The organism is Sedimentibacter sp. (assembly GCF_032080165.1).
Taxonomy (GTDB): domain Bacteria; phylum Bacillota; class Clostridia; order Tissierellales; family Sedimentibacteraceae; genus Sedimentibacter.
Map to the genome: position 1 here is coordinate 225,547 of NZ_DAMASY010000001.1, position 25,570 is coordinate 251,116.

The 25,570-nt window shown below is 34.5% G+C and carries 22 protein-coding genes; 10 read left to right on the plus strand and 12 right to left on the minus strand.

What is annotated here, in order from left to right:
* Positions 1 to 44: 44 nt before the first annotated feature.
* Both RT412_RS01040 and RT412_RS01045 read left to right on the plus strand, forming a co-directional pair.
* Entirely contained in the window at positions 45 to 662 is a 618-nt protein-coding gene (locus tag RT412_RS01040; RefSeq protein WP_313339412.1) for a site-2 protease family protein, read from the plus strand.
* 9 nt (positions 663 to 671) lie between these two features.
* Complete coding sequence (locus tag RT412_RS01045) at positions 672 to 1,238, plus strand: 5-formyltetrahydrofolate cyclo-ligase (protein ID WP_313339414.1); 567 nt, start codon at positions 672 to 674, stop codon at positions 1,236 to 1,238.
* 51 nt (positions 1,239 to 1,289) lie between these two features.
* On the opposite strand, the gene RT412_RS01050 is transcribed toward RT412_RS01045, so the two are convergent.
* Both RT412_RS01050 and RT412_RS01055 read right to left on the minus strand, forming a co-directional pair.
* Positions 1,290 to 2,006: a ComF family protein gene (locus tag RT412_RS01050; RefSeq protein ID WP_313339415.1), complete on the minus strand. Its 717-nt coding sequence runs from the start codon at positions 2,004 to 2,006 to the stop codon at positions 1,290 to 1,292.
* Positions 2,003 to 4,246: an ATP-dependent RecD-like DNA helicase gene (locus RT412_RS01055; protein WP_313339417.1), complete on the minus strand. Its 2,244-nt coding sequence runs from the start codon at positions 4,244 to 4,246 to the stop codon at positions 2,003 to 2,005. The genes RT412_RS01050 and RT412_RS01055 overlap by 4 nt, the downstream gene beginning before the upstream one ends.
* Positions 4,247 to 4,470: 224 nt before the next feature.
* Here RT412_RS01055 and RT412_RS01060 point away from each other — a divergent pair, with 224 nt between their 5' ends.
* From RT412_RS01060 to RT412_RS01075, 4 genes are all read left to right on the plus strand, one after another.
* Complete coding sequence (locus RT412_RS01060) at positions 4,471 to 6,063, plus strand: polysaccharide biosynthesis protein (protein ID WP_313339420.1); 1,593 nt, start codon at positions 4,471 to 4,473, stop codon at positions 6,061 to 6,063.
* Between the two features lies 1 nt (position 6,064).
* The gene (gene mazG, locus RT412_RS01065; RefSeq protein ID WP_313339423.1) at positions 6,065 to 7,507 is read left to right on the plus strand and encodes a nucleoside triphosphate pyrophosphohydrolase; all 1,443 of its coding nucleotides are present in this window, start codon (positions 6,065 to 6,067) and stop codon (positions 7,505 to 7,507) included.
* A 37-nt stretch (positions 7,508 to 7,544) separates the two neighbouring features.
* Complete coding sequence (locus tag RT412_RS01070; RefSeq protein WP_179236761.1) at positions 7,545 to 7,820, plus strand: HU family DNA-binding protein; 276 nt, start codon at positions 7,545 to 7,547, stop codon at positions 7,818 to 7,820.
* A gap of 240 nt (positions 7,821 to 8,060) precedes the next feature.
* Entirely contained in the window at positions 8,061 to 8,894 is an 834-nt protein-coding gene (locus tag RT412_RS01075) for a putative manganese transporter (protein ID WP_313339426.1), read from the plus strand.
* Between the two features lie 39 nt (positions 8,895 to 8,933).
* Here the strand turns inward: RT412_RS01075 and RT412_RS01080 are convergent, their stop codons facing one another.
* The 7 genes from RT412_RS01080 to alr form a co-directional block, all read right to left on the minus strand.
* Positions 8,934 to 9,641 (minus strand): ABC transporter ATP-binding protein, encoded by a 708-nt coding sequence (locus RT412_RS01080; protein ID WP_313339429.1) that lies wholly within the window; start codon positions 9,639 to 9,641, stop codon positions 8,934 to 8,936.
* A complete protein-coding gene (locus tag RT412_RS01085; RefSeq protein WP_313339432.1) occupies positions 9,634 to 10,404 on the minus strand; it encodes an ABC transporter ATP-binding protein in 771 nt (256 codons plus the stop codon). Before RT412_RS01085 ends, RT412_RS01080 begins: the two co-directional genes overlap by 8 nt.
* Positions 10,401 to 11,465, minus strand: a complete 1,065-nt coding sequence (locus tag RT412_RS01090) for a branched-chain amino acid ABC transporter permease (protein WP_313339435.1) — start codon at positions 11,463 to 11,465, stop codon at positions 10,401 to 10,403. Before RT412_RS01090 ends, RT412_RS01085 begins: the two co-directional genes overlap by 4 nt.
* The gene (locus tag RT412_RS01095; RefSeq protein WP_313339438.1) at positions 11,462 to 12,364 is read right to left on the minus strand and encodes a branched-chain amino acid ABC transporter permease; all 903 of its coding nucleotides are present in this window, start codon (positions 12,362 to 12,364) and stop codon (positions 11,462 to 11,464) included. The genes RT412_RS01090 and RT412_RS01095 overlap by 4 nt, the downstream gene beginning before the upstream one ends.
* An 80-nt stretch (positions 12,365 to 12,444) precedes the next feature.
* Positions 12,445 to 13,596, minus strand: a complete 1,152-nt coding sequence (locus tag RT412_RS01100) for an ABC transporter substrate-binding protein (RefSeq protein ID WP_398438674.1) — start codon at positions 13,594 to 13,596, stop codon at positions 12,445 to 12,447.
* A 221-nt stretch (positions 13,597 to 13,817) separates the two neighbouring features.
* Positions 13,818 to 15,041 (minus strand): serine hydroxymethyltransferase, encoded by a 1,224-nt coding sequence (glyA, locus tag RT412_RS01105; protein ID WP_313339440.1) that lies wholly within the window; start codon positions 15,039 to 15,041, stop codon positions 13,818 to 13,820.
* Between the two features lie 10 nt (positions 15,042 to 15,051).
* Positions 15,052 to 16,182 carry an alanine racemase gene (alr, locus tag RT412_RS01110; RefSeq protein ID WP_313339442.1) on the minus strand — a complete coding sequence of 377 codons (1,131 nt, stop codon included), beginning with the start codon at positions 16,180 to 16,182 and terminating at the stop codon, positions 15,052 to 15,054.
* Between the two features lie 161 nt (positions 16,183 to 16,343).
* On the opposite strand from alr, the gene abc-f reads away from it, so the two are divergent.
* Positions 16,344 to 17,900 carry a ribosomal protection-like ABC-F family protein gene (gene abc-f / locus RT412_RS01115; RefSeq protein ID WP_313339444.1) on the plus strand — a complete coding sequence of 519 codons (1,557 nt, stop codon included), beginning with the start codon at positions 16,344 to 16,346 and terminating at the stop codon, positions 17,898 to 17,900.
* A gap of 117 nt (positions 17,901 to 18,017) precedes the next feature.
* Here the strand turns inward: abc-f and RT412_RS01120 are convergent, their stop codons facing one another.
* The 3 genes from RT412_RS01120 to RT412_RS01130 form a co-directional block, all read right to left on the minus strand.
* Positions 18,018 to 20,348 carry an S-layer homology domain-containing protein gene (locus tag RT412_RS01120; RefSeq protein ID WP_313339447.1) on the minus strand — a complete coding sequence of 777 codons (2,331 nt, stop codon included), beginning with the start codon at positions 20,346 to 20,348 and terminating at the stop codon, positions 18,018 to 18,020.
* 93 nt (positions 20,349 to 20,441) lie between these two features.
* A complete protein-coding gene (locus tag RT412_RS01125) occupies positions 20,442 to 21,362 on the minus strand; it encodes a TIGR01212 family radical SAM protein (RefSeq protein WP_313370982.1) in 921 nt (306 codons plus the stop codon).
* 121 nt (positions 21,363 to 21,483) lie between these two features.
* Complete coding sequence (locus tag RT412_RS01130; protein ID WP_313339453.1) at positions 21,484 to 22,554, minus strand: AI-2E family transporter; 1,071 nt, start codon at positions 22,552 to 22,554, stop codon at positions 21,484 to 21,486.
* 387 nt (positions 22,555 to 22,941) lie between these two features.
* On the opposite strand from RT412_RS01130, the gene RT412_RS01135 reads away from it, so the two are divergent.
* From RT412_RS01135 to sdaAA, 3 genes are read left to right on the plus strand one after another with little or no spacing between them, the layout of a single operon-like run.
* Positions 22,942 to 23,958 (plus strand): aldo/keto reductase, encoded by a 1,017-nt coding sequence (locus RT412_RS01135; protein ID WP_313339455.1) that lies wholly within the window; start codon positions 22,942 to 22,944, stop codon positions 23,956 to 23,958.
* A gap of 36 nt (positions 23,959 to 23,994) precedes the next feature.
* Positions 23,995 to 24,678, plus strand: coding sequence for an L-serine ammonia-lyase, iron-sulfur-dependent subunit beta (gene sdaAB, locus RT412_RS01140; RefSeq protein WP_313339457.1), 684 nt, complete (start codon positions 23,995 to 23,997; stop codon positions 24,676 to 24,678).
* Complete coding sequence (gene sdaAA, locus RT412_RS01145; RefSeq protein WP_313339459.1) at positions 24,678 to 25,553, plus strand: L-serine ammonia-lyase, iron-sulfur-dependent, subunit alpha; 876 nt, start codon at positions 24,678 to 24,680, stop codon at positions 25,551 to 25,553. The genes sdaAB and sdaAA overlap by 1 nt, the downstream gene beginning before the upstream one ends.
* Positions 25,554 to 25,570: the final 17 nt, after the last annotated feature.

The following is a 25,570-nucleotide window of genomic DNA, read 5'->3' on the forward strand; positions in this document are numbered from 1 at the left end:
GATATTCTTAAGCTTTATCCTGTATCATATAATCAGGAGGAAATATGAGTTATTTAATGAGTAAATTATTAATACTTCCGGGCATATTGCTCGGAATTTCAATACATGAGTTTGCACATGGGTATGCTGCGGTTAAAATGGGAGATGATACACCTTTAATGCAGGGGAGACTGACATTAAATCCATTGAAACATTTAGATCCGTTAGGATTTATGTGTTTACTTTTATTTGGTTTCGGGTGGGCAAAGCCCGTAATGATAAATCGCAGAAATTTTAAAGATCCCAGAAGAGATGATGCAATAGTTTCATTGGCCGGTCCGTTAGCTAACTTTTTAATAGCTTTTTTATTTGTCGGACTGATGAAGCTTACATATATGTACATGTCAAATACCATGACAACTCAGGTGATAATGGAAGTTTTAAGAAGCACCGTATGGATTAACCTTGTACTGATGGTATTTAATTTAATACCCATACCGCCGCTTGACGGACATCACATTTTAGGAAGCATAGGCGGTGCCAAAGTTTGGAACTTCTATTACAAATACTATGATCAGCTTAGATTTGCGATGCTTCTTATAATAGTGTTCAGGGGAGTGGGAAGAATTATTACTCCACCGATATTGTTTTTCTATAATTTATTAATTTCTATATTCTTTTAAGAGGAAAATATGGATAAGAACAATTTAAGAAAGAGAATACTAAGTATAAGAAACGGTTTAAAACCGGAGGAAGCAGAACAAAAAAGTAAAGTTATTATGAATAAGCTTACTTCCTTAGATGAATATAAAAGCAGTAAAGTAGTTTTTATTTATATGTCATTTAAAAATGAAGTAAATACATATGAATTAATTGAAAGAATGCTTTCAGAACACAAAAGAGTTGTCATACCTTATACGGATACTAAAAATACGGAAATAATACCGTCAGAAATAAAACAATTGAAGGATGATTTAGTTTTAAATTCCTTTGGATATTATGAACCGGTATTAGAAAAAATAAAACAGGTGAAACCGGAAGAATTAGATTTAATAATAACTCCGGGAGTCGTATTTGATGAAAGTTTAAACCGTGTCGGCTTTGGAAAGGGCTATTACGACAGAATATTGAGCAAAAAAAGAAAAGACACAAAAGTAATTGCAGTGGCATATGAATTTCAAGTGATAGATAAAGTTCCAACGGAACCCCACGATATAAAAATGGATATGATAATCACCGAAGAAAGAATAATTCAGTGAACAATGAACCGTTGATGATGGATTTATGCTAATGCATAAATCCTAATTTATTTATCTGGCGATTGTTATTACGTAAACCTTACTGACTCCGTAGGTTATCAATGCTTTTGAACATTCATTTACTGTGGAGCCGGTTGTGTATATATCATCTACCAAAAGAACAGAGCGGTTAATAATTTTATCAGAGGATGCCTTAATCAAAAAAGCATCCTTTAAATTTTTTCTTCTTTCCTCTTTACTCTTCTCACTTTGCTTTTTTGTCCTTTTTATTCTTTTCAGAGCATCAATGTATGGTATGGATAAACTGTTAGAGATATGTCTTGCTAACAGCTCTGATTGATTATATCCTCTTTTGCGGAGTTTTGAACGATGAAGGGGAACAGATACTATATAGTCATAGTTTAAGTAATTTTCTTTATTTATAAAATCAGTTATCAAATTGCCGAACAGCTTGTAAAAATACGGCTTATTGTAGTACTTATAATTATAAATAGCATTCTTAATAACACCTTCATAAGCATACAAGGATTTGGAGATTTCAAAATATCTTTCGTCTCCGCCGCATTCCTGACATAATTCGGTGGACTTATCATAGTTGATCGGCTTTGAACATTTAACACACACCGGCGGAACAATCTTTTTAATCTTTTTTTCGCAGTCGCAGCATATGTATTTTTGATCTATTTCTTCATCATATTTATCACAAACGAAGCAGGTGTTTTTTTCAGGATAAATGAGCTCCAAAAAAGAATCCACATATTCTTTCATTCAAACAATCCTTCCGATAGTAGTTTATAGTTTGTAACTAAAGATTCCAATCTGTATCTCAGCGCTGAATATCTTCTGTCTATTTTATTGTTATTAATCATTTCCTGCATATATTTTTCTATGCCTACTAATACCACTAATTTTTTTGCCCTTGTAATTGCAGTATAAAACAGGTTACGGGTCAGGAGCATTGGAGGACCCCAGACAATGGGCATGATAATAACCGGAAATTCGCTTCCCTGGCTTTTGTGGACTGTTGTAGCGTAAGCAAGTATAAGCTCGTCTAATTGGCTGAAGGGATAGATTACTTCCTTTTCTTCATCAAAGGTTACGTAGACTTCTTGTTCTGTTTCATCAATAAAGGTTATAAATCCAATATCGCCGTTATAAATTCCCTCACCGGTAACTGTCTTGCCCTGCGTTGTTTCTACAGCCCATTGTGTTTGGTAATTATTTTTTATTTGCATAACTTTGTCGCCCACTCTGAAAATGTACTTACCGAACATTTTCTCTTTTTTATGCTTGGCAGGTGGATTTATAGCCGCCTGAAGCTTCAAATTAAGTTCTATGACACCTGCATCGCCCTTTTTCATGGGTGATAAAACCTGTATGTCCTTAACAGGGTCATAATCATATTTTAAAGGCAGACGGTTAATATACAAATCCACAATAATATCAACAATATCATCAGCATCCTCTCTCATAAAGAAGAAGTCGGTGTTTTGCTTGTTATATATCGGCATTTCTCCTTTATTTATCAAGTGTGCATTTTGCACAATCATGCTTCCGGCAGATTGTCTGAATATGGTGTCAAGACGTATTGTCTTAATTGTACCGGAGCCTATAATATCTGATAATACGTTGCCTGCACCTACTGATGGAAGCTGGTCAACATCACCTACCAATATAAGCCGGGTTCCTTTTTTAATGGCCTTAAGCAAGTTATTCATCAGCAAAATATCTACCATGGACATTTCATCTATTATTATCGCATCACAATCAAGAGGTGAATTTTCATTTTTATTAAATGATAGATTACTGTCAATTTCGCCATAGGTATATTCAAGCATTCTATGAATTGTTTTTGCCTCTCTGCCTGTTGATTCGGTTATACGTTTGGCGGCTCTGCCTGTGGGAGCACAAAGAAATACCGTCTTGTACATACTTTCAAATATTTTAATAATTGAAAGTATGATCGTTGTTTTTCCTGTCCCCGGACCGCCCGTTATCACCGTTACACCGTTTATAATTGATTGTATGATGGCCTCATTTTGTTTATCCGACAGATTAATTGATGATGAGCCCTCTATATTTTTAAGATATGGGATGATATCCATTTCAGTTATATTAAAATTAACAGACGATAAGTTAATTAATTCCTTACATATATTGACCTCTGCTGTGTGGTATGGTATATAGTATACAGCCTTTTCATTGTTTATTGTTTCTATATGTATTTTACCGGTAAATGCCATGTTGCGCATTTCATCCTCAACACTTTCTTTATCAATTCCTAATAGGTTTATGGTTGTGTTTAACAGTAAATCATATGGCATATAGGTATGACCTCTGAGCGAATATTCTATCAGAGCATACCGTATACCTGAAGAAATTCTGTAAGGCGAATTTTTTTCAATACCAATGGACCCTGCTATTTTATCAGCAAGCTTAAAGCCAATACCGTAAATATCTTCCGATAACTTGTACGGATTTTCGGTTATTATTTTAATAGTGTCTTTTTCGTACCTCTTATATATTTTAACGCTGTAGCCCGTGCTTATATCATGGTTTTGCAGAAACATCATTATTTCTCTGATATCAGCATGCTCCAAGAAGCTTTTAGAAATCATGTTTGCTTTTTTTTCGCCTATTCCTTCAATTTCCATTAACTTTTCAGGATTATTTTGAATTATATTAAAGGAATCTTCTTTAAATAATTCAACTATTTTTTTAGCTGTAGATTTCCCGACGCCTTTGATTAAGCCGGAGCCCAAATAATTTTCTATTTGGTCAATATTTGAGGGAATAACAGTTTCATATATTTCTGTTTGAAATTGCTCGCCGTATTTTGGATGTTTCACTTTCTTGCCGTAAACAACAATTGTTTCACCTGCAATGTCGGTCCCAAAGGTTCCTGTTACAGTTATAACTTCATCCTCTGTTTCCATTACAGCCACTGTATATCCGTTTTCATCATTTCTGAAAATTGTTTCTACAATCATACCTTTTAAGGTTTCCATGCAAGCTCTCCTTAGGTTAACATAGCAAAATTATACCATAAAATAAAAGTAATGTGATATAATAATATTGGATTACAAATTTTTCTTTTATTAATCAATAAATTGTGATAATATAACTAAGTCAATCGGTTGAAAATTAAAAAAAACAAACATTTATGTGTAATACTATATAGAGTATTATTCAATAATAATTTATAAATTAAATAAGTAAGAAAGGAATTATCATGTCTAAGGAAAATTTTATTAAAGGCGCTGCAATATTAGGCATAGCCGGATTACTGGTTAAAATACTGGGAGCAATATACAGAATACCGTTAACAAATTTAATAGGAACAGAAGGAATAGGTTATTATCAACCTGCCTATAATATATATAATTTATTGCTTGTTGTGTCTTTATCCGGATTCCCGACGGCAATAGCAAAAATAGTATCAGAAAAAAGAGCTTTACATAATTATGAAGGAGCTTATCAGGTATATAAAGTATCCCTTTGGGGATTGTTTTTAATAGGGTTGATTTCATCTTTGTTTATATTAATTTTCGCAAGAAATATAGTCAGCTTTATCGGTTATCCGGGTTCTTATTATTCAATGCTTGCTCTGGTTCCTGCCTTGTTTGCTGTTCCTTTATTATCTGCATACAGAGGATTTTTCCAGGGAACGCAAAACATGGCACCAATAGCAATATCACAAATAATTGAGCAGATATTCAGAGTAGCTGTCGGTTTGTATTTAGCATATGTATTGGTCGGAAGGGGACTTGAGGAGGCTGCGGCAGGTGCAACCTTCGGAGCGTCAGCAGGAGCAGTTGCAGCATTTATACTTATATATTTAATGTTTTTCTTAAGCAGAAAAAGCATTAAGGAAGAAATTAAGCTATCTAAAAATAACAGAACAGAGCCCGTATGGGATATAGTTAAAAAACTTTTATACATAGCAGTTCCTATTACTATAGGGGCTTCAATCGCTCCGCTTATGGGAAACATGGACTCATTTATAGTTTCAAATCGTCTTGCGGCTATTGGCTACACTGTTGAACAATATACAGATATGTTCGGTGAGTTAAGCGGGACAGCACAAACCTTAATTAATTTCCCTCAGGTTTTTTCAACAGCTGTTGCTATGAGCTTAGTACCCGCTATTACTGAGGCGTTTACAAAAAAACAGATTACGAAACTCAATATAACTGCAAATGCAGGTGTTAAAATGTCATTGATTATAGGACTTCCCAGCGGAATGGGTTTATTCTTGCTTGCTGAGCCGATTATTGCCTTGTTGTACGGCTCATTGGGACCTGAAAAACATGCAAGTTCAGGAGCACTTTTGGAAATATTGGCAATAAGCGTTATTTTCCTTACTGTAGTTCAGGCATTTACTGCAATCCTGCAATCAATAAATAAACAGTTTCATCCGGTTAAGAACTTAGCAATTGGTTTAGTTGTAAAAGTAGTTTTGTCATATATATTGATAGGGATACCTACAATTAATATTAAGGGTGCCGCAATAAGCACAACCATATCTTATCTTGCAGTAGCAATATTAAACTGGTTTGATATTAACGATACTAAAGTAAGAATTAACTTCATTCAAATAACGGCAAAACCTTTACTATCAACTGCGGTAATGGCTGCAGTCACAGCTGTATCCTTCAGATTATTTAAATCTTTGTTAAACAGCCAAAATTTTGCAACCTTGGGCTCTATAGCAGTAGCAGGTATAGTGTATGTTATATGCTTGTTTTTAACAGGCGCAATTACAAAAGAAGATTTAGAATTAATACCTAAGGGAGAAAAATTACAAAGATTTGTGAGGAAATAAAATGAATACAGTCCAGATAATCGGCTTGGGTGCAGGGAGTATAGATGATTTGACAGTAAAGGCATACAATGCATTAAACGAAAATATCCCCACTTTTATCAGAACAGAAAGGCATCCAATCGTAAATGAGTTAAAAAAAAATATAAAAATAAAAAGTTTTGATATTTTTTTTGAAAAATTTGAAACTTTTGATGAAGTTTATGAAAAAATAACCGATAATATAATAGAGTTATCAAAACATCATAAAAAAATCAATTATTGTACTGCAGGAAGTCCTTATTACGGTGATATTGTTACAAAAAAGCTATTAAATGAATATAAAGACGACATTAATATAATAATAATTGATGGAATAAGTTTTCTTGACAAATGTATAAAATTATCTGGTTATTCCGATTATAAATCCATAAAGATATTAGATTGTCTCGAAGCAGACGAGTATTCCTTTGACGTAAATTCTATGAATATTATAACTCAGATTTACGATGAAGAAATGGCTTCTTCGGTTAAATTAAAACTTATGGAAACATATCCGGACTCAACCACCGTATTGAATATAGATGTATTGGATGAAAAAGTTAAAAATATACCTCTTTATATGCTGGATCAAGAAAAAAAATATGGATTTTCAACCTATTTTTGCATTATGCCTATTGATATTTCAAAAAAGACGGTGTATAATATTGATAATCTGTTAAGAATTGTCAAGATTTTGAGGGGTCCTGACGGTTGTCCCTGGGATATGAAACAAACTCATCAATCTATCAGACAGCATGTTATTGAAGAAGCATATGAAGTTGTGGATGCAATAGATAATGATGATGTAGATAATTTAATTGAAGAACTTGGCGATTTGCTGTTTCAGGTGGTGTTTCATGCAGAGCTTGGCAGCGAGGATGGGTATTTTAATTTTAATGACATTCTCAACAACCTATGTAATAAAATGTATTTTCGTCATCCTCATGTATTTGGAGATATAAAGGTTAGCAATGCCGATGATGCATTGAAAAGCTGGGAGTCTTCAAAAGCTAAGCAAAAGAATTTAAACACATATACTGATAATTTAAAGGATGTACCGAAATCACTGTCATCATTAAGCAGAAGCTACAAGATACAAAAGAGGGCTGCTGAAGTGGGATTCGATTGGCCAGATGCAGAAGGAGCAATCGAAAAAATAAAGGAAGAGCTTCTTGAATTTATTGAGGAGTATAAAAAGTATGATTCCGACAGAATGGAAAATGAATTTGGAGATTTGTTATTTGCTTTAGTTAATCTTGCACGTTTTGTAAATATAAATCCTGACGTTGCACTTAACAAAACAATCAACAAATTTATAAACAGATTTGAATACATTGAAAAACATGCTGAAAAGGATTTAAAACAAATGACTCTGAAGGAAATGGATGAGTTATGGGAAGAATCAAAGTTCCATTTAGGAATTTAGATAAAAAAACAAAAGAATTTAATAAGGAGGGTTTTTAATGAATAAAGCTGAATTAATCGCAAGTGTTGCAGAAAAAACTGGTTTTACTAAAAAGGATGCTGAAAAAGCATTAAACGGATTCATGGAAACTATAAAAGATGAATTAGTAGCAGGCGGTAAAGTTCAATTAGTTGGATTCGGAACTTTTGAAGTTAGAGACAGAAAAGAAAGACAAGGCAGAAATCCGAGAAATCCTGGCGAAACAATAGAAATACCAGCTTCAAAGGCACCTGTATTTAAAGCAGGAAAATCATTGAAAGAAGCAGTAAATTAGTAAGAATACAAACATATTAAAAGGTCGTAGAAATACGACCTTTTAGGCTGCTGAAAAAGCCCCCCTGCTTCGTTGCCGTCCAGCCGGTCAATCCTCACGTATGTCTAATACGCTGCGGTTGCCCGTCTTCCGGCGCCTTGCAGGATAAACTTTTTCAACAGCCTTTTTATATCCTTGTTGACAAATAATAGCAATCAGAGTATAATTGCAAATGCAAATTACTTGCAAACAGGAGGATATATGCTGCATATTTTAGAGCATTCAATTATTGATTCATTAAAAATATTACCGTTCTTATTCGTAACGTATTTAATTATTGAATATATAGTTCACAAGTCATCAGGCAAGATTTCGAATGGTTTAAAAAATTACGGAATTGCAGGGGGAGCTCTTCTTGGAAGCTTACCTCAGTGCGGGTTTTCCGTTGCAGCCGCTAATTTATATAATAATAAGCTTATTACTACGGGTACGTTGATAGCAGTTTTTATTTCAACTTCTGATGAGGCAATACCTGTCCTGCTTGCCAATTCAGGCAGCTTAGGTACTGTAATTAAGCTATTGGCAACAAAAATAATATTAGCAGTAATAGCCGGTCTTATAGCTGATTATGCTTTTTCAAAATTTTTAAATAATAACATATCGGATTCACAAAAACATTTGAAGATAAGCCATCCTCACCATTGTGAACATGGTGTCATACTACCGGCGCTAAAGCATACGGCTAAAATATATGTATATATTATCATTACAATGTTTATTATGGAATTAGCAATAAGCTTAGTAGGAGAAGAGAATCTTTCAAAGATTTTGATGACAAATACCATAATCCAGCCGGCGATTACCGGATTAGTAGGGTTAATTCCAAACTGTGCATCTTCAATTATTCTTACTCAGCTGCATTTATCAGGCAGCTTAAGCTTTGGCTCTGCCGTGGCAGGGTTAAGTACCGGTGCAGGCGTTGGATTAATAGTATTATTTAAAGCGAGAAAGAGCATAAGAGAAAATATAAAAATAATGCTGTTTATATATGTCTTTTCAGTTATAGCAGGAAGTGTGATTCAGCTTATAGCTTAGAGGTGTAAAATAAAAAGCAGGATTTATCCTGCTTCATTGCTATTTCTTTGTTGTTCCGAGATATGCATCTTTAACTTTTTCATCCTGTAAAAGATATAGCCCTTTACCTTCCATTTTTATATTGCCTGTTTCTAAAACGTATCCGTAATCTGCAACCTTCAGGGCCTTATTGGCATTTTGTTCAATCAGCAGTATCGTAGTTCCTAATTTGTTTATTTCTTTAATTATTTCAAATATACCGTTTACTATTAAGGGTGCAAGACCGAGTGATGGTTCATCCATCATTATAAGCTTAGGTTTAGCCATTAATGCTCTGCCAACCGCAAGCATTTGCTGTTCTCCTCCGGATAATGTACCGGCTAACTGCCATGAACGCTCCTTAAGCCTTGGGAATAAATCATAAACCTTCGATATATCATCATCAATGCTGTCTTTTTGCAAATAAGCACCTATTTTTAAATTTTCAAGAACAGTTAAATTGGCAAAAACTCTTCTTCCTTCAGGAACTAAAGTAATTCCTTTGGCAACAATATTTATGGTATCCATTCCTACGATATTTTCACCTAAGAATGTTATTTCGCCTTCACTTGGTTTAACTATTCCTGCAATAGTTCTTAAGGTTGTGCTTTTTCCTGCTCCATTGGCACCAATCAGTGTTACAATGGATTTTTCGGGAACACTGAGGGTAATACCTTTAACAGCAGAAATTCCGCCATAATTAACGTGTAAATTTTTAATCTCAAGCATCTTCTTCCACCCCCAGATACGCCTCGATAACTCTTTTGTTGTTTTTAACTTCATCAGCTGTACCTTGTGCTATAAGCTGACCGAAGTCCAAAACATATATCTTATCTGATATTTTCATTACTAAGTCCATATGATGCTCAATCATGAAAATAGTAAGCTCAAACTCATCACGTATGGTATGAATAAAATTAGACAGCTGCATAGTTTCACTGGGATTCATACCTGCTGCGGGCTCATCTAATAATAACAGCTTTGCATCTGTCGCTAAGGCTCTTGCAATTTCAAGCTTTCTTTGCTCTCCGTAAGGAAGCGAATGAGCAATTTCATTTTTTAAGTTTAAAAGACCTAACTTTTCCAAAAGCATTTCGGATTTTTTTCTCATGCTTTTTTCTTCACTTCTTGACCAGGGCATTCTTGTTGTATATGACAAGAAATTACTTTTAACATGCAGATGGTTAGCAATTAATATATTGTCTAAAACAGTCAAATTTTTAAATAAACGGATATTTTGAAAGGTTCTTGCGATACCCTTGTGAGTTATTTTATCGGGAGAAAGACCGGTAATTTTTTCTCCGTTAAAGTATACATCCCCCTTGGTTGGTTGATATACACCTGTAATTACGTTGAATGCTGTTGTTTTTCCGGCACCATTAGGACCTATCAATGCAACTATTTTTCCTTTTTCAACCTCTATATTAAGGTTGTTGACAGCTATAACACCGCCAAACTGCATAACAATATTATCTGCCTTTAAAACACTCATCGTTTGTACCTCCTTCGCTGTCCAAACCAATCTCTTACCATGCCCCATGAAAGCTCTTTTTGTCCTAAGAGACCGTTTCTGAAGAATAATACCAATACCATTAATAAGGCTGAGAAAATAACCATTCTGAAGCCGGCTCTGAATATTGGAATAGTAACACCGAAAATAGTCAGCGGATCATCGAAGAATCTTAGAACTTCAAGTCCGATTGTAACTATGAAGGAAGCAATGACGGTTCCCGAGATACTTCCCATACCGCCTAATACTATCATTAACAGGAAGTTATAGGTCATTGTGAAATAAAATTGTTTTGGGTCAACAGTTCCTAACAGTGAAGCAAGCAAGCCGCCGCCTATACCGGCAAAAAAAGCACCTATTGCAAAGGACATAACCTTGTGCTTAAAGAGGTTTATACCCATTGCCTCAGCAGCAACCTCGTCTTCTCTGATTGCTTTAAAAGCCCTTCCATAGCTTGAATTGATTAATAGTACTATTAATGTAATTGAAACAATCATTACTCCGAAGAAAATCCACATAGTCGGCATTCTTGGTATACTTTTAATTCCAAGGGCACCATTGGTAATTGATTTAGCGTTTGTAAAAACAATTCTTATAATTTCTGAAAAACCCAATGTAGCTATTGCCAAATAGTCGCTTTTTAAACGAAGTACAGGTATTCCTATTAGTATTGCAACCAAAGCGGCTAACAGCCCACCTAAAATTATGGCTACAACAAAAGGAATGTGAATTCCTGCAAGAACAGGGTTTTGCGGTATAACATAAAATATAGAAGCTCTATATTCAAGAGGCACGGTGAATATTGCTACGGTATATGCACCGATTGCCATAAAACCTGCCTGTCCCAATGAGAAAAGTCCCGTAAATCCGTTTACTAAATTCATTGAAACACTCACAATAGTATAAATAGCAGCAAGGTTTAAAACACGTCTTACATATTCATCTCCAATATACTTTAAATCAAGTAAGGTAAGGAATACTGCAAATATAATAAACAATAATATATAAGCTTTAATATTGTGATTTTTTCTTTGATTTATCATACTTTATCAGTCACCTTCTCTCCAAGAAGTCCTGTCGGTTTAACCAACAACACTACAATTAATATAATAAATGCAATTGCATCTCTGTAGCCGGTTAATGCAGGTAAGAATGTAACGAGCATTATTTCCGACATACCTAATATGAATCCGCCGAGAACAGCACCGGTTGTATTTCCTATACCTCCTAATACGGCAGCTATGAAGCATTTAAGTCCAGGCATTACACCCATTAAAGGTATTATGGAAGGATACTTAGATCCCCATAATATTGCGCCTATAGCAGCAAGACCTGAGCCAATAATAAAAGTTGTTGAAATAACTCTGTTGATATTGATTCCCATCAATCTTGCAGTCTCGAAATCTATTGAACTGGCACGCATTGCCATGCCTATTTTTGTTTTATTAGTTATAAATAATACCACGTACAGTAAGATAATTGTTATTACCGGTGTTATTAACGTTACAACCGATAAAGATATATTACCTATGCTTATTGCTTTTGTTAGTATTGCTATGTCAGGAAATCCCTTAGGAACTCCTGTAAATAAATACGTTGCTAAATTTTCTAAAAGAAAAGAAACTCCGATTGCTGATATCATTATTGACATACGAGGAGCATTTCTAAGCGGCTTATATGCTGCTTTTTCAATAAGAACTCCTAATAATACAGTGGCTGCTATTACAATTATTATTGATACGTACCATGGTAAACTAAAGTTAACCATGCTGAATATCATAAAATAAGCTGCCATCATAAAAATATCACCGTGTGCGAAGTTGATTAACCTTAGAATTCCATACACCATTGTATATCCTATGGCGATGAGAGCATACAAGCTTCCTATAGAAATTCCATTGGCCAGTTGTTGCATGAAAGTTTCAAAAGATACAAATGCCATATTTCATTCCTCCAATAACAGTTGAATAAACAATTGTAAAAGGGCGAACGACCAGTTCGCCCCGTAAGTCTATTATTAAACTATTTAACTTCAACTGTGTCGATGTAAACAAATCTTCCATCCTGAACTGTTTTAATAACAGCTATATTTTTGTCTGCATCCCCTTCACCAGTAAAGTTAATTACTCCGGTAACACCTTCAAAATCTTTTGTAGCATTTAATGCATCCTTGATAGCATCTCCGTCTGCTGAACCGGCACGTTCAATTGCGTCTCTTATTAACAGGTAAGCATCGTATCCTAATGCCGCAACTGCCGGAATAATAGGTTCTTTATCTCCTAATTCTTTTTTATAACCTTCAACGAATACTCTTGCTTCGTTTGTTGCCGGGTCGTTTTCATCAAAGAATGTAGATAATACTATACCTTCGGCATCAACACCTGCTACATCTATAACTGCAGGATTTTCCCAAGTATCGCCACCCATTATTAAACTGTTGATGCCAAGATCTCTTGCCTGTCTGATAATTAATGGTGCTGTTGTTGCTGAGCTTGGAGCAAATATTACATCAGGATTTTTTGCTTTAATGTTTGTAAGTATAGCATTAAAGTCAGTATCATTTACCTGAAATTCAGAAATATCAATTATACTGTTCGGGTCTCCTGTAAGCTCCTTAAATGCATCGATAAAGAAGTTTCCAAGACCGATTGAGTAGTCGTCTCCGTTTTGCATGATAACAGCCGCTGTTTTAGCTCCTTGTTGTAATGCGTAGTTTGCCATTACTCTTCCCTGGAAAGGATCTAAGAAGCATGCGCGGAAATAATATTCATTTCCTTGTGTAACCATCGGGTTAGTACAAGAAGCACCCATAGTCGGTATTTTAGCGTTTTTAATTATATCTCCTGCCGCTATGGAAACACCTGAACCGTAGGAACCGATAATTGCTGCAACTTTGTCTTTTTCAATTAATCTTGTTACAGCTGTAGTTGCTTCACCCTTATCGCTTTTATTGTCTACTATTACAAGTTCTATTTTCTTTCCTAATACTTCCGGATACATTTTGTTTGCATATTTAATACCATCAAGTTCTTGCAAACCTCCTCCTCCGTTTTCACCGGTCAGCGGTTCAAATACTCCTATTTTTATTACATCAGATTCATCATTTTTAGCACATGCTGCAAAGCTGGCAAGTACCATTAACAGGCATAACAATAACGATAGTTTTCTTTTCATAATCTTCTCCTCACCTATTAAAAATTATAATAAATTTCTATGATTATAACACCGAAAGTATTTTTCCGCAAGATATTTTTCCGCCACGTCAAATACGACTTTACGCGATTTGCGGACATTGCATAATAAATGTTTTAATTCGGCGCTATAAATAATTAAGCTGTAAAAAAAGACAGCCTTTTAATAAATTATATTAAAAAGCTGTCCAAGTTATACATGCTTTATATGAATTTTGATGTTAAATTCAAAACTTTTTGTTTTAACAAATTGTGATCTTCTTTTTGACTCAATGCGCTGTCAATAATGTCAGCAAGTTCTGTCATTTCAGCTTCCTTCATACCTCTTGTGGTAACTGCCGGAGTACCGATTCTTAAACCGCTTGTAACAAATGGGCTTTGAGGATCAAAAGGAATAGTGTTTTTGTTTGTTGTTATGTGGATTTCATCAAGAAGCTTTTCTGCTTCTTTTCCTGTTAACCCTTTATTTCTCAGATCTACAAGCATCAAATGATTGTCAGTTCCTCCTGATACAATCCTGAAACCTTTATCAGCTAATTCTTTAGCCAATGTCTTGGCATTATTCAAAACCTGTTGTTGATAAGTTTTAAAGCTGTCTTCCATAGCTTCTTTAAAGCATACTGCTTTAGCAGCTATAACATGCATCAGAGGTCCGCCCTGAATACCCGGGAATATCGCCTTATCTATTTTCTGAGCAAATTCATTTTTGCAGAGAATCATACCGCCTCTTGGGCCTCTCAGTGTTTTATGAGTTGTAGTAGTAACAAAATCAGCATATTCAACAGGGTTTGGATGAAGATTTGCTGCAACAAGACCTGCAATATGAGCCATATCAACCATAAAGTAAGCACCAACTTCATCCGCAATTTCTCTGAAAAGCTTAAAATCTATAAATCTTGAATAAGCACTTGCTCCCGCAACGATCATTTTAGGCTTTTCAAGCTTAGCGATTTCTCTAACCTTGTCATAATCAATTGTTTCAGTTTCCTTATCTACCCCGTAAAATACTACATTGAAATATGATCCGGACATATTTACCGGACTGCCATGAGTTAAGTGTCCGCCCATTGACAAGTCCATACCTAATATTTTATCTCCCGGTTTTAAAACTGAAAAATATACACCGAAATTTGCATTTGAACCTGAATGAGGTTGAACATTAGCATGGTCGGCACCAAATATTTTTTTAGCTCTTTCTCTTGCCAGATTTTCAACCTTATCAACAAATTCGCATCCGCCGTAATATCTTTTGCCCGGATATCCTTCAGCGTATTTGTTTGTTAAGTGGCTTCCCATTGCCTGTAAAACATCTTCTGATACAAAGTTTTCGGAAGCTATCAGTTCGATATTGACATTTTGTCTGTTTTTTTCCTCCATCATTGCATCAAACAGTTCTTTATCATTTTTCTCAATTAATTCAAAGTTCATAATATATCTCCTATACATATAATTTTGGCAGCCTTTTGCTTCCTAAATTAGTAAGCACTTCATATGATATAGTACCTCTCATGTTAGCCACATCCTCAGCAGTCATTGCTCCGTCGGTACCGTCACCGTAAACTATTGCTTCGTCACCTATTTGTGGATTTTCAACATTAGATAAGTCCACCATGAATTGATCCATGCACACCTTACCCAATATAGGGCATTTTACCCCTTTTACAACAATATAACCCTTGTTTGACAATAATCTTGAATAACCGTCAGCGTAACCTAAAGGTATGGTACCGACAACAGTTGGTTTTTCTGCACTGAATAAATGTCCGTAACCGACACCTTCGCCGGCTTCAATTGTTTTAACATTTGCAATTCTTGCTTTCAGCGTTACACAAATTATAAATTTGTATTCATCCATGTTAACTTCATCTGAAGGATAAAAACCGGACAATATAATACCCGGTCTAACCATATCAAAATAATATTCCGGAAGGTCTATAATAGTTGCGCTGTTAGCTATATGCTTTATAGGAATAGTAACATTTCTTTTTTCAAGCAAGCTCATGAAATCTATAAATACTTTTGCTTGTTTATGAGCAGTTGTTTTGTCTTTTTCATCGGCTTTTGCTTGATGAGAAAATGCTCCCTCAATTCTTACATTTGATAATTTAGAAATTTCTGAGATCTTATCTGCATTCTCTTCTGTAGGCAGGAAGCCAAGACGATTCATTCCTGTTTCTATCTTTAGATGTATCTTTGCCACCTTGTTCATTTCTTTTGCCACTTCGTTTAGCTCTAAGGCAAGGTTATAGTTGTAAATTGTAAGCGTAATATTTTGATTTATCGCATCATCAAAAAATTCTTCAGGCGTATAACCCAGGACTAAAATATCTTTGTCTTTTATTTCTTGCCTAAGCTCAAATGCCTCTCCTATAACTGCTACGGCCAACATATCAACACTGTTTTGTAAATACATTTTAGAAAGTTCTATTGAACCCATTCCATAGCTGTCTGCTTTAACAACAGCGCAAATTTTTACATTTGGACCTACAGCTCTTCTGACTTCTGAGAAGTTATGAATTGCTTTTTGTCTGTTTACCTCCACCCAGGCAGGTCTTATCTTTTCGTTCATTTATTTTAAGTCCTCCTAATATTTACTATTAGCTAATTATAACAAACTGGTAAAAGTAAATCAATAAAATGTAAAAAAATACTTTGTAACAAAAACATATTTACAAGTTTGTATTTATTTTATATTATATGAGAGGTTAATTACAAAAGTAAGGAGTTCTTATGAGTATATTAGATGTAAAAAATGTAACCCATGGCTTTGGTGCTCGTGCCATATTGGAAAATGTCTCATTCCGTTTGCTAAAAGGGGAGCATGTGGCATTAATAGGAGCAAACGGAGAGGGAAAGTCAACATTTTTAAATATAATAACAGGGAAGCTAATGCCTGATGAAGGAGAAGTTTCATGGTCTAAAAGAGTTACGGTGGGATACCTTGATCAACACTCTGCATTAAAGCCGGGGACAACAATCAGGGAAAATCTTCGTCTTGCCTTTGATGAGTTGTTTAAAATGGAGCAGGAGCTTTTAAAGCTATATGAAGATATGGCAGCTGCCGATGATAATGAAGTAAACAAGATGATGGAAGATGCTGCTGAAATACAAACAATATTAGACAGCAGCGGATTTTATACAATTGATTCGAAAATAGAAGAGGTGGCAAACGGTCTTGGTTTAGGTGATATTGGATTAGATAAGTTGGTTGATGAGCTTAGCGGTGGTCAGAGAACCAAGGTTTTATTAACGAAGCTGCTATTACAAAATCCAACCATACTTTTATTGGATGAGCCCACCAACTATCTGGATGAAAATCATATCAGATGGCTTACAAATTATTTGCAGAATTATGAAAATGCATTTATATTAATTTCCCATGATATACCGTTTATTAATGACGTTTGTAATATCATTTATCATGTGGAAAATTTAAGCTTAACAAGATACGTAGGTAACTACGAAGAATTCAGAAGGATATATGAGCTTAATAAACAAAAAGAAGAGCGTGAATATGAAAAGCAGCAAAAAGAAATTGAACGTCTTGAAGATTTCATAGCAAGAAACAAGGCAAGAGTTGCAACGAGAGGTATGGCAAACAGCAGGATGAAACAGCTTGAAAAAATGGATATTTTGGAGAAACCCAGAGATAAACCGAAACCGACATTTAGATTTAAGGAAACAAAAGCACCAAGCAGATTCTTAATCGATGCAAAGGATTTGGTAATAGGATACGACCATCCATTAACTGAGCCGATGAATTTTCAGGTAGAAAGAAATAAAAAGATTGCATTAACAGGGGTAAACGGTTTAGGAAAATCAACCTTGTTAAAAACCATATTAGGAATATTGCCTACTATAAGCGGAAGTGTGACATTTGGAGAAAATGTTGTGTATGGTTATTTTGAACAGGAAGATTCCAAAGATAACTCCAATACCGCATTAAATGAAGTTTGGAACGAATATCCTTCATTAACAAATCATGAAGTTCGATTGGAATTGGCCCGCTGCGGTTTAACCACCGAAAATATAACAAGTATGATGAAGGTTTTGTCAGGCGGAGAAAATGCAAAGGTAAGATTGTGTAAGTTATTATTAAAGGAATTAAACTTTTTGGTTCTTGATGAGCCCACAAATCACTTGGATCCTGAAGCGAAGGATGAATTGGAAAAGGCATTGAAGGAATTCAAAGGTACGATTCTGTTAGTCAGTCATGAACCGTATTTTTATGAAAGCTTTATAACGGATGTATGGAACATTGAAAACTTCACAACTAAAATAGTATAGCAGCAATTGATTTGCAATAGATAAGCTATAGATTATCAGTGGGTGAGCAATTGTAAAATATAAAAAAGGGCGTTCTGCCCTTTTTTTCATTAACTATTCATTGTTCACTATTTACTGTTAATTGTATATTATCGCTACGTCAATTATGCCGTCAAAGTTTCCATACAGGTCATAAAGCTGTACTGTTGAGCCGGATTTTAAATCAGATTTGGAACCGGATTTAAGACCTATAACATTTCCCGTCTTATCTGTTGTACAGATATAGACGGTTATATTATCTGCATATTCCATATACGTTATACTGTCTATCTGTATTTGTGTAGAATAAACCTGTGTAATTTTAACCTTATCGGTTTCCGGAGTTACTCTTTCCAATCCTGTTATTACACCGTTAACTATATCAGCTTTTACATAGTTATTTATCAAGGATTGAGCTGACTTACCTGCTGCTGATGTATTAGAAACAGAGAAAACATTGCTGTTTTCAAAAAACTGTATATGGCTTGTCGTATCATTAATTTTGGTTATACCCTTAATCATGCTGTAAATTTTACCGCTATAGTTTTGAGGCGTTTCCGAAGGTATGTCTACAGCGCTTGTGGATTTTATTCCTTTTGATAAATATAGAGCATCCACATGTCCGTTGCTTCCTACAACTGCTTTTCCTTCCAGGTAGGTATCTAACTGGCTTGGCTGAAGCAATTGATATTTCCCGTTTGATTCATAAACAATAAATGTATCGGATGATATTTTGTATCCGTTTGACAATGTCCTGTCATGCTCATTATAGTTATATGCGATATAATGGGGAGAAGGAACAAAATCAATAATTTTTACGGAATCGCTGACTGTAGGATCAAATTTCACAAAATCATTTTTCTTTAAGGATGTTTCTTTTAATAAATTTGAACCGTCTTCGGTAACCTTTACAACACTTGAGTTATCAGCCAGTGAGTATGTTCTGAGATTTCCGTTCTTATCAAATATTCTTGCAGAAGCACTGTTATTTTTACTGTTGGTTGCGCTTAACACAATTCCGAATGTTGTCGGTTTTTTTCCGTAGCTTAAAATATTAATTTTTATAATATTGTTGTTTTTATCAAGTATTAATTTAACCTTATCATTAACAGATGCTTTTTCTGTTGAAATGAAATTGTCACCTGTTTTGTAGCTTATGTTGTTTACAGTATAAAAGGTATTTTTGTTTTCGTCCTGAACGTTTGTAACCATTCCGTCAGTCTGTTTTCTTAAAACAATTAATCTAAGTGCGTCTGCTTTGTTTGACCCCTTAGCTTCATAGAAATAAACAACGTCATTTTCTTTTATATCCTGTAATGTTTGCGCGTCACCGGATATATGCAGCTTATTGTAGTTTATTTCATAATTGCTTTTAACAGGAAGGCTTTTACCTGCAAATGATTTGCTGCCTTCTTTATACAAATTATCCCTGTCAACAACTATAACATCGGTTTCTTTATATGCAATTATGCCTATTACATCACCGTTAAATGAATCATTTTCATAAACAACCTTTATGCGGCTGTCCTCTAAGTCATTAAAATTTCCCATTTCGCCGTTTATAACAATTGAAACGTTAGGTAATTGAAAAGCTCTTACATTGCCGTAATCATCAGTTACAAAAATTACTCTGTTAGAAAGTAAACTTGTAACCTTTCCCGAGAATTCATTGTATTTCGGATTTGTCAGATAAACAACATTTCCCTTGATATCATAATAAATATCCCATTTATTGAACAAATAATCCGTTAAATCGAAGCTTTCAATTTTTAAATCCGCAATATTAACATTCTTAGTTTCCTTTTTTCCCAGCAATGTTAAAAGGGGTTTGTTTGTTTGTGTAATTTTGTTATTGTCCTTTACATTAACTAAATTCAGGTTCAAAGCATTATATATCATTATGGAAACATCTCTTCTTGAAGCAAATTCCTTTGTAGTGTCAATGTTTTGGAATAAATTCAGCTCCAATGCTTTTTCATAATAATTTTGCGGCCAGCTGCCGCCTAAGGATTCATCAGTATAACCTAATAATCTGATTACCATAGTATAAGCTTCCTCGAATTTAATTAAATTGTCAGGACCGTATATATTAGGTGAAATACCTTTTACAATATTCAGGACATTGGCAAGCTCTACATAGCTTTCAGCCCAGTGTCCGTTCATATCTTCATAAACCGAAGTCATATTTTTAGAGTATTCAAACCAACCTGCAGCAACGGTTACTATTTTTGCCATTTCGGCTCTCGTAACATATTTATCCGGTTTAAAGCTGCCGTCAGGATATCCTTCCATAATCTTATAGCTTGATAATAAGCCCACTGCTTCCTGCAGGCTGCTATCCTTATTTACATCAGGAAAGCTTTTGGCATAAGCGGTGTTCAGCATGGATAGGGTTATTATTAATATTATTATAAATAGTGTTTTTCTCATATCAGTCACCCAAATCAAATAAAAAATACTATATAATTAGCATTTATTACATCTATTATATAATATATCCACATATATAGTATTACATTAAAATTACAATGAAAAATTTTTTCCCTGATAGCTGTCTCTCAATTTTAATTCTTTATCGATATCAGAAAGTACTTTTAATTTGTCTAAGGTCCAAATCGGTTCGATTAATTCCGACTTTTTTCCGTCTCCGGTAAGCCGGTGTATAACCGTTGACGGATTTAACAGTTCCAGGCTGTCACAAACAATATTGACATATTCATCCCGGGATAGAATTTTGAAATTATTTTTCTTATAATAATCTGCCAAATCGGTATTTTTTAAGATATGAAGCATATGCAGCTTAATTCCCCAAATTTCTTTTTCAGCAATGTATTTTAAGGTTTCTGAATATTGCTCCTTGTTTTCCGTAGGCAAGCCGACAATCAGATGAACTACCGTCCTGATATTTTTCGACTTTAACAATTCATATGATTTTTCAAATTGCTCTAAATCATATCCCCTTCGGATGAAAGCGGCAGTCTTATCATGAATTGACTGCAGTCCTAATTCTATCCATAAAAATGTTTTTGAATTTAATTCCTCCAACAACTCTAAAATTTGTTCATCGATGCAGTCAGGTCTCGTTGCTATTGCAAGTCCCTTTATATTTTCACAGACGAGAGCTTCATAAAATTTTTTCTTTAGGTTTTCAACAGAATCGTATGTATTTGTATAGCTTTGAAAATATGCAATGTAGGTATTGCTCTTCCACTTTTTAGACATTATTTGTTTTTGTTCTTCTATTTGATTCGTTATGGATATATTTCTATCTGAATTAAAGTCTCCCGAGCCTCTCTCACTGCAAAAAATACATCCCTTGATGCCGATTGTTCCATCCCTGTTAGGGCAGGTGAAACTCCCGTCAATAGATAATTTTATAGCTTTTTCACCAAAAATTTTTTTCAATTCGTAATCTAAAGTATGATATCTTTTATCATTCCACATATTTTCACCGTTTTTTAATAAGTTATGCACAGTTTGATCTGTTTGTTAAAAATAGTTATACACAAATTTTATGCTTTTTTAGTCACTTGTCAACAGATTTATCCACAAATGTGTACATTCACTAATTTTTATTTAAAAGATGAGTGTTTTTTTCTTTGAGTTTATAGTTCATATAGGCATCTATAAATTGCTTGATTAAGCTTGCAACAGGAGTTGCTAAAAATAATCCCACCGCTCCAAATAAACCACCTCCGATTATTATGGAAATAATAATTAAGATGGGCTTGATTGCAAGCTTACTGCTTAAAATTTGAGGGTCGATTATAAGATTGTCAATTTGTTGAACTATTAGAATATATATTAACATTAAAAATCCCTTTTGCGGATTATAAAGTACATTTATTAACAGTACAGGTATACCGCCTATCAATGTTCCAAAGTAGGGTATTATATTTGTAACTCCTATCATAAGCCCGTCAATGACAGGGTAAGGATTTTTGATTATGTATTTAGAACCTATATAAACCAAAAATCCGGTAATTAAAGAAGCGATTATTTTGCCTGTGATATAGCTTGATATATTGTCATACAAGCTGTGAATAATTTTAAAAATTTCACCGGCTGCATTTTTTCCGAAAAAGGTGTGACATAATTTAAAAAGCCACTTTTCAATTTTTTCTTTGTCATACAGTATGTATATTGAAATAATTATAGCTAAAAGTAAATTGCCGATTGCAGCAAAAATGTTTATAACTTTTTCAATGGCGAAATTTAAAATTGATGACATAACTGATGAAAACTTGTGGGTTATTTCTATCAGATAGCTTTTTAATATTGAATTTTTATTACCGAAATCAGACATATAACTGTCTGCTTTATAAAATAAAACAGGAATATCCGTTATTAAATGCTTAATGCTTTTTGTTATATTAGGAGTAATTATTGTAACAATAACAGCAATGATTAATATAATAAACAAAAAAGTTAAGAATATAGCTAAGTATCTGTTTTTAATTTTCAATCTTTTTTGGATATACACTAAAAAGGGGTTCAATAAAGTAGCGATGATTATTCCCATAAAAATAGGAAGGCACACGTTAATTATAACAGTCAGGCCATTTTCCAAATAAACAAATCTGAAAACAGATATATATAATACAAAGACAGGCAATAAAACAATAAATTTTTTCAAACAATCACCCTCAAACATGCTTATTAATAAATATTAAAAATTAACAAATATATGAATAAATAACTTTAAAATGTTAATAACTATAATACAGATAATACTTTTTTTATCTTCTTCCAAATCATATAAACATCCCGTGGCTTAATTAAACCACGGGATGTTTGTTTGTAATTGGTGATGCAGCCTGCTAAAAGCCATAACCTTGCAATTAAATTAACATGCATTGACGCTTTTAATTAACTGATATATAATTATTTAATAATATCGACAGAGGAAGGGGGACACATCTCTTTTTATCAGAGAGAGTCTCATAGGAAGGGGACACATCTCTTTTTGTCAAAGAAAGTCTCCGAGGATAGGAGAAATGTCCCCGTTTAGGAGGAGAGAAGAATGAAAAAGGTTTTATTGGGCAACACAGGTATGGAAGTATCCGTTTTAGGGTTTGGCGGAATTCCTATCCAAAGGGTAACTCAGGAAGAAGCAACTAAAATTATCTTGGAATGCAAAAACAGAGGAATAAATTTTATTGATACTGCACAAGGATACACCGTAAGCGAACAATATATAGGAAATGCTTTAAAAGAAGCAGGAAGAGAAAATTTTTATATAGCAACTAAAGCAATGTGTCATGATTATGATTCAATGAAGGCAACTATAGAAAGCAGTTTAAAATCAATGCAATTGGACTATATCGATTTGTATCAAATTCATAATGTAAGTAAAATGGAACAGTTTGATAAATCATTCTCAGAAAATGGGGCAATTAAGGCATTATTGGAGGCAAAGGAAAAAGGAATAATAAAGCATATTGGAATAACAGGTCATATAAAAGAAATACTGCTAAAAGCAATCGAGCGTGATGAAATAGAAACAATTCAATTTCCTTATAACCCTGTTGAATCACAAGGAACTGAATTGTTTGAACAAGCTTTGGCTAAGGGTATCGGAACAATTGCTATGAAACCAATGGCAGGCGGTGCGTTTACTAAACAAAAATTGTCATTAAAATACATTGCTAACAGTAATTTAATCTCTGTTGCAATCCCCGGAATGGATTCAGTAGAGCAGGTAATTGAAAATGCATCTGCAGTTGAAAACCTACAACCTTTGACACAGGAAGAAATGGACGAAATAAAAAGAGAAGTTCAGGAGCTTGGCAATAATTTTTGCAGAAGGTGCGGTTATTGTAAACCTTGCCCTGAGGGTATAGACATACCGGGAGTATTTATATTTGAGGCATATGTAACAAGATACAATCTGCCTGAATACGGCAAATCAAAATACGATGCATTGCCTGTTAAAGCAACAGCATGCGTAAGATGCAGAAAATGTGAAAGAAAATGTCCTTATGATTTGCCTATAGTTGAGAAACTGAAGCATGCGGTTGGAACTTTTAAAAATTGTTAAATCCATACAAATAATTAGATGAATTAGGAGATAAGTATGAGGGATTATGGTGTTTTTGATATTTTAGGACCAATAATGATTGGACCTTCAAGTTCTCATACGGCCGGTGCCGCGAGATTGGCTAAGGTTGCAAGTATTATAGCCGGAGGAAAAATCGCAAAAGTAGAGTTTTTGCTTTATGGTTCATTTGCGCAAACCTATAAGGGTCATGGAACAGACAAAGCATTGGTTGCAGGAATATTGAACATGGAACCATGGGATGATAATTTGAAAAGTTCATTTAAAATTGCAGAAGAAAAGGGCATAGAGCTAATATTTACTGAAACGGATTCAGGTGATGTTCATCCAAATACAGTTAAATTTATTATAACAAAGGATGATGGTAATATAACAGAAGTAACAGGCTCATCCATAGGTGGAGGAAACATTACAGTAATCAGTATTGATGGTCAAAATGTGGAATTTACAGGAGAACGTCCTACAATACTTACAAATCATAAGGATTTACCGGGTGTTATATCAAAAATATCATCAATATTGTATAAAGAAAATATCAATATAGCCAACATGAGAGTTTTCAGGAGCGGAAAAGGCAAGATGGCAACCATGGCTTTAGAAACCGACAGTTTAATTTCTGAAAACTTAATGGATAGAATTAAAGAAATAAAAGAAATAGAAAACGTTAAGTTTATAAACCCGATTATAGAAGGAGGCAACTAATGTTTGTTTCAACCGGTGCCGAATTAATAGATGTATGTAATACAGAAATTATACCTATATGGGAATATACCATAAGGGAGGAAATGGAGAAGTCCGAGCTGAGCAGGGAAGATATCATTGAAAAAATGAGAAAAAATCTTCATGTAATGTTGAGTTCATCTAAGATTGCTCAGGAAAAAGAAATTAAATCAGTGAGTGGTCTTATTGGAGGAGATGCATACAAGCTTCGAAAATATGCAGACAGCGGCAATACATTGACCGGTGATTTCATGGTAAGGGCAATGGCAAGCGCATTATCCTCTTCGGAAGTAAATGCAGCCATGGGCAGAATAGTTGCAAGCCCGACGGCCGGTTCTTGCGGCATTTTACCTGCTGTTATTATTTCGGCGGCAGAAATGTTAAAAAAGAATGAAGATGACATGATTAATGCATTGTTTACTGCTTCAGGAGTCGGAATAATAATAGCAAAACATGCTACATTAGCAGGTGCTGAAGGCGGATGTCAGGCAGAATGCGGTTCAGCGGCAGCAATGGGCTCCGCGGCAGTTGTAGAAATGATGGGTGGAACTCCGTCTCAAGCTTTAAATGCTGCAGCGATGGTTTTGAAAAATATACTTGGGCTCGTTTGTGACCCTGTGGCGGGCTTAGTAGAGGTTCCCTGTGCTAAGAGAAATTTTGCGGGAACAGTCAGTGCCCTTACTACAGCAGATGTAGCCATGGCGGGAGTGGAAAGCAAAATACCTTTTGACGAAGTTATTTGGGCAATGAACAGAGTGGGTAAACAGCTTCCGCCTGAATTAAGGGAAACAGCGCAAGGGGGAATTGCCGTAACACCTACCGGATTAAAACTAAAGAAAGAAATATTTGGGCAATAGCCTTTAATAGAATAAAA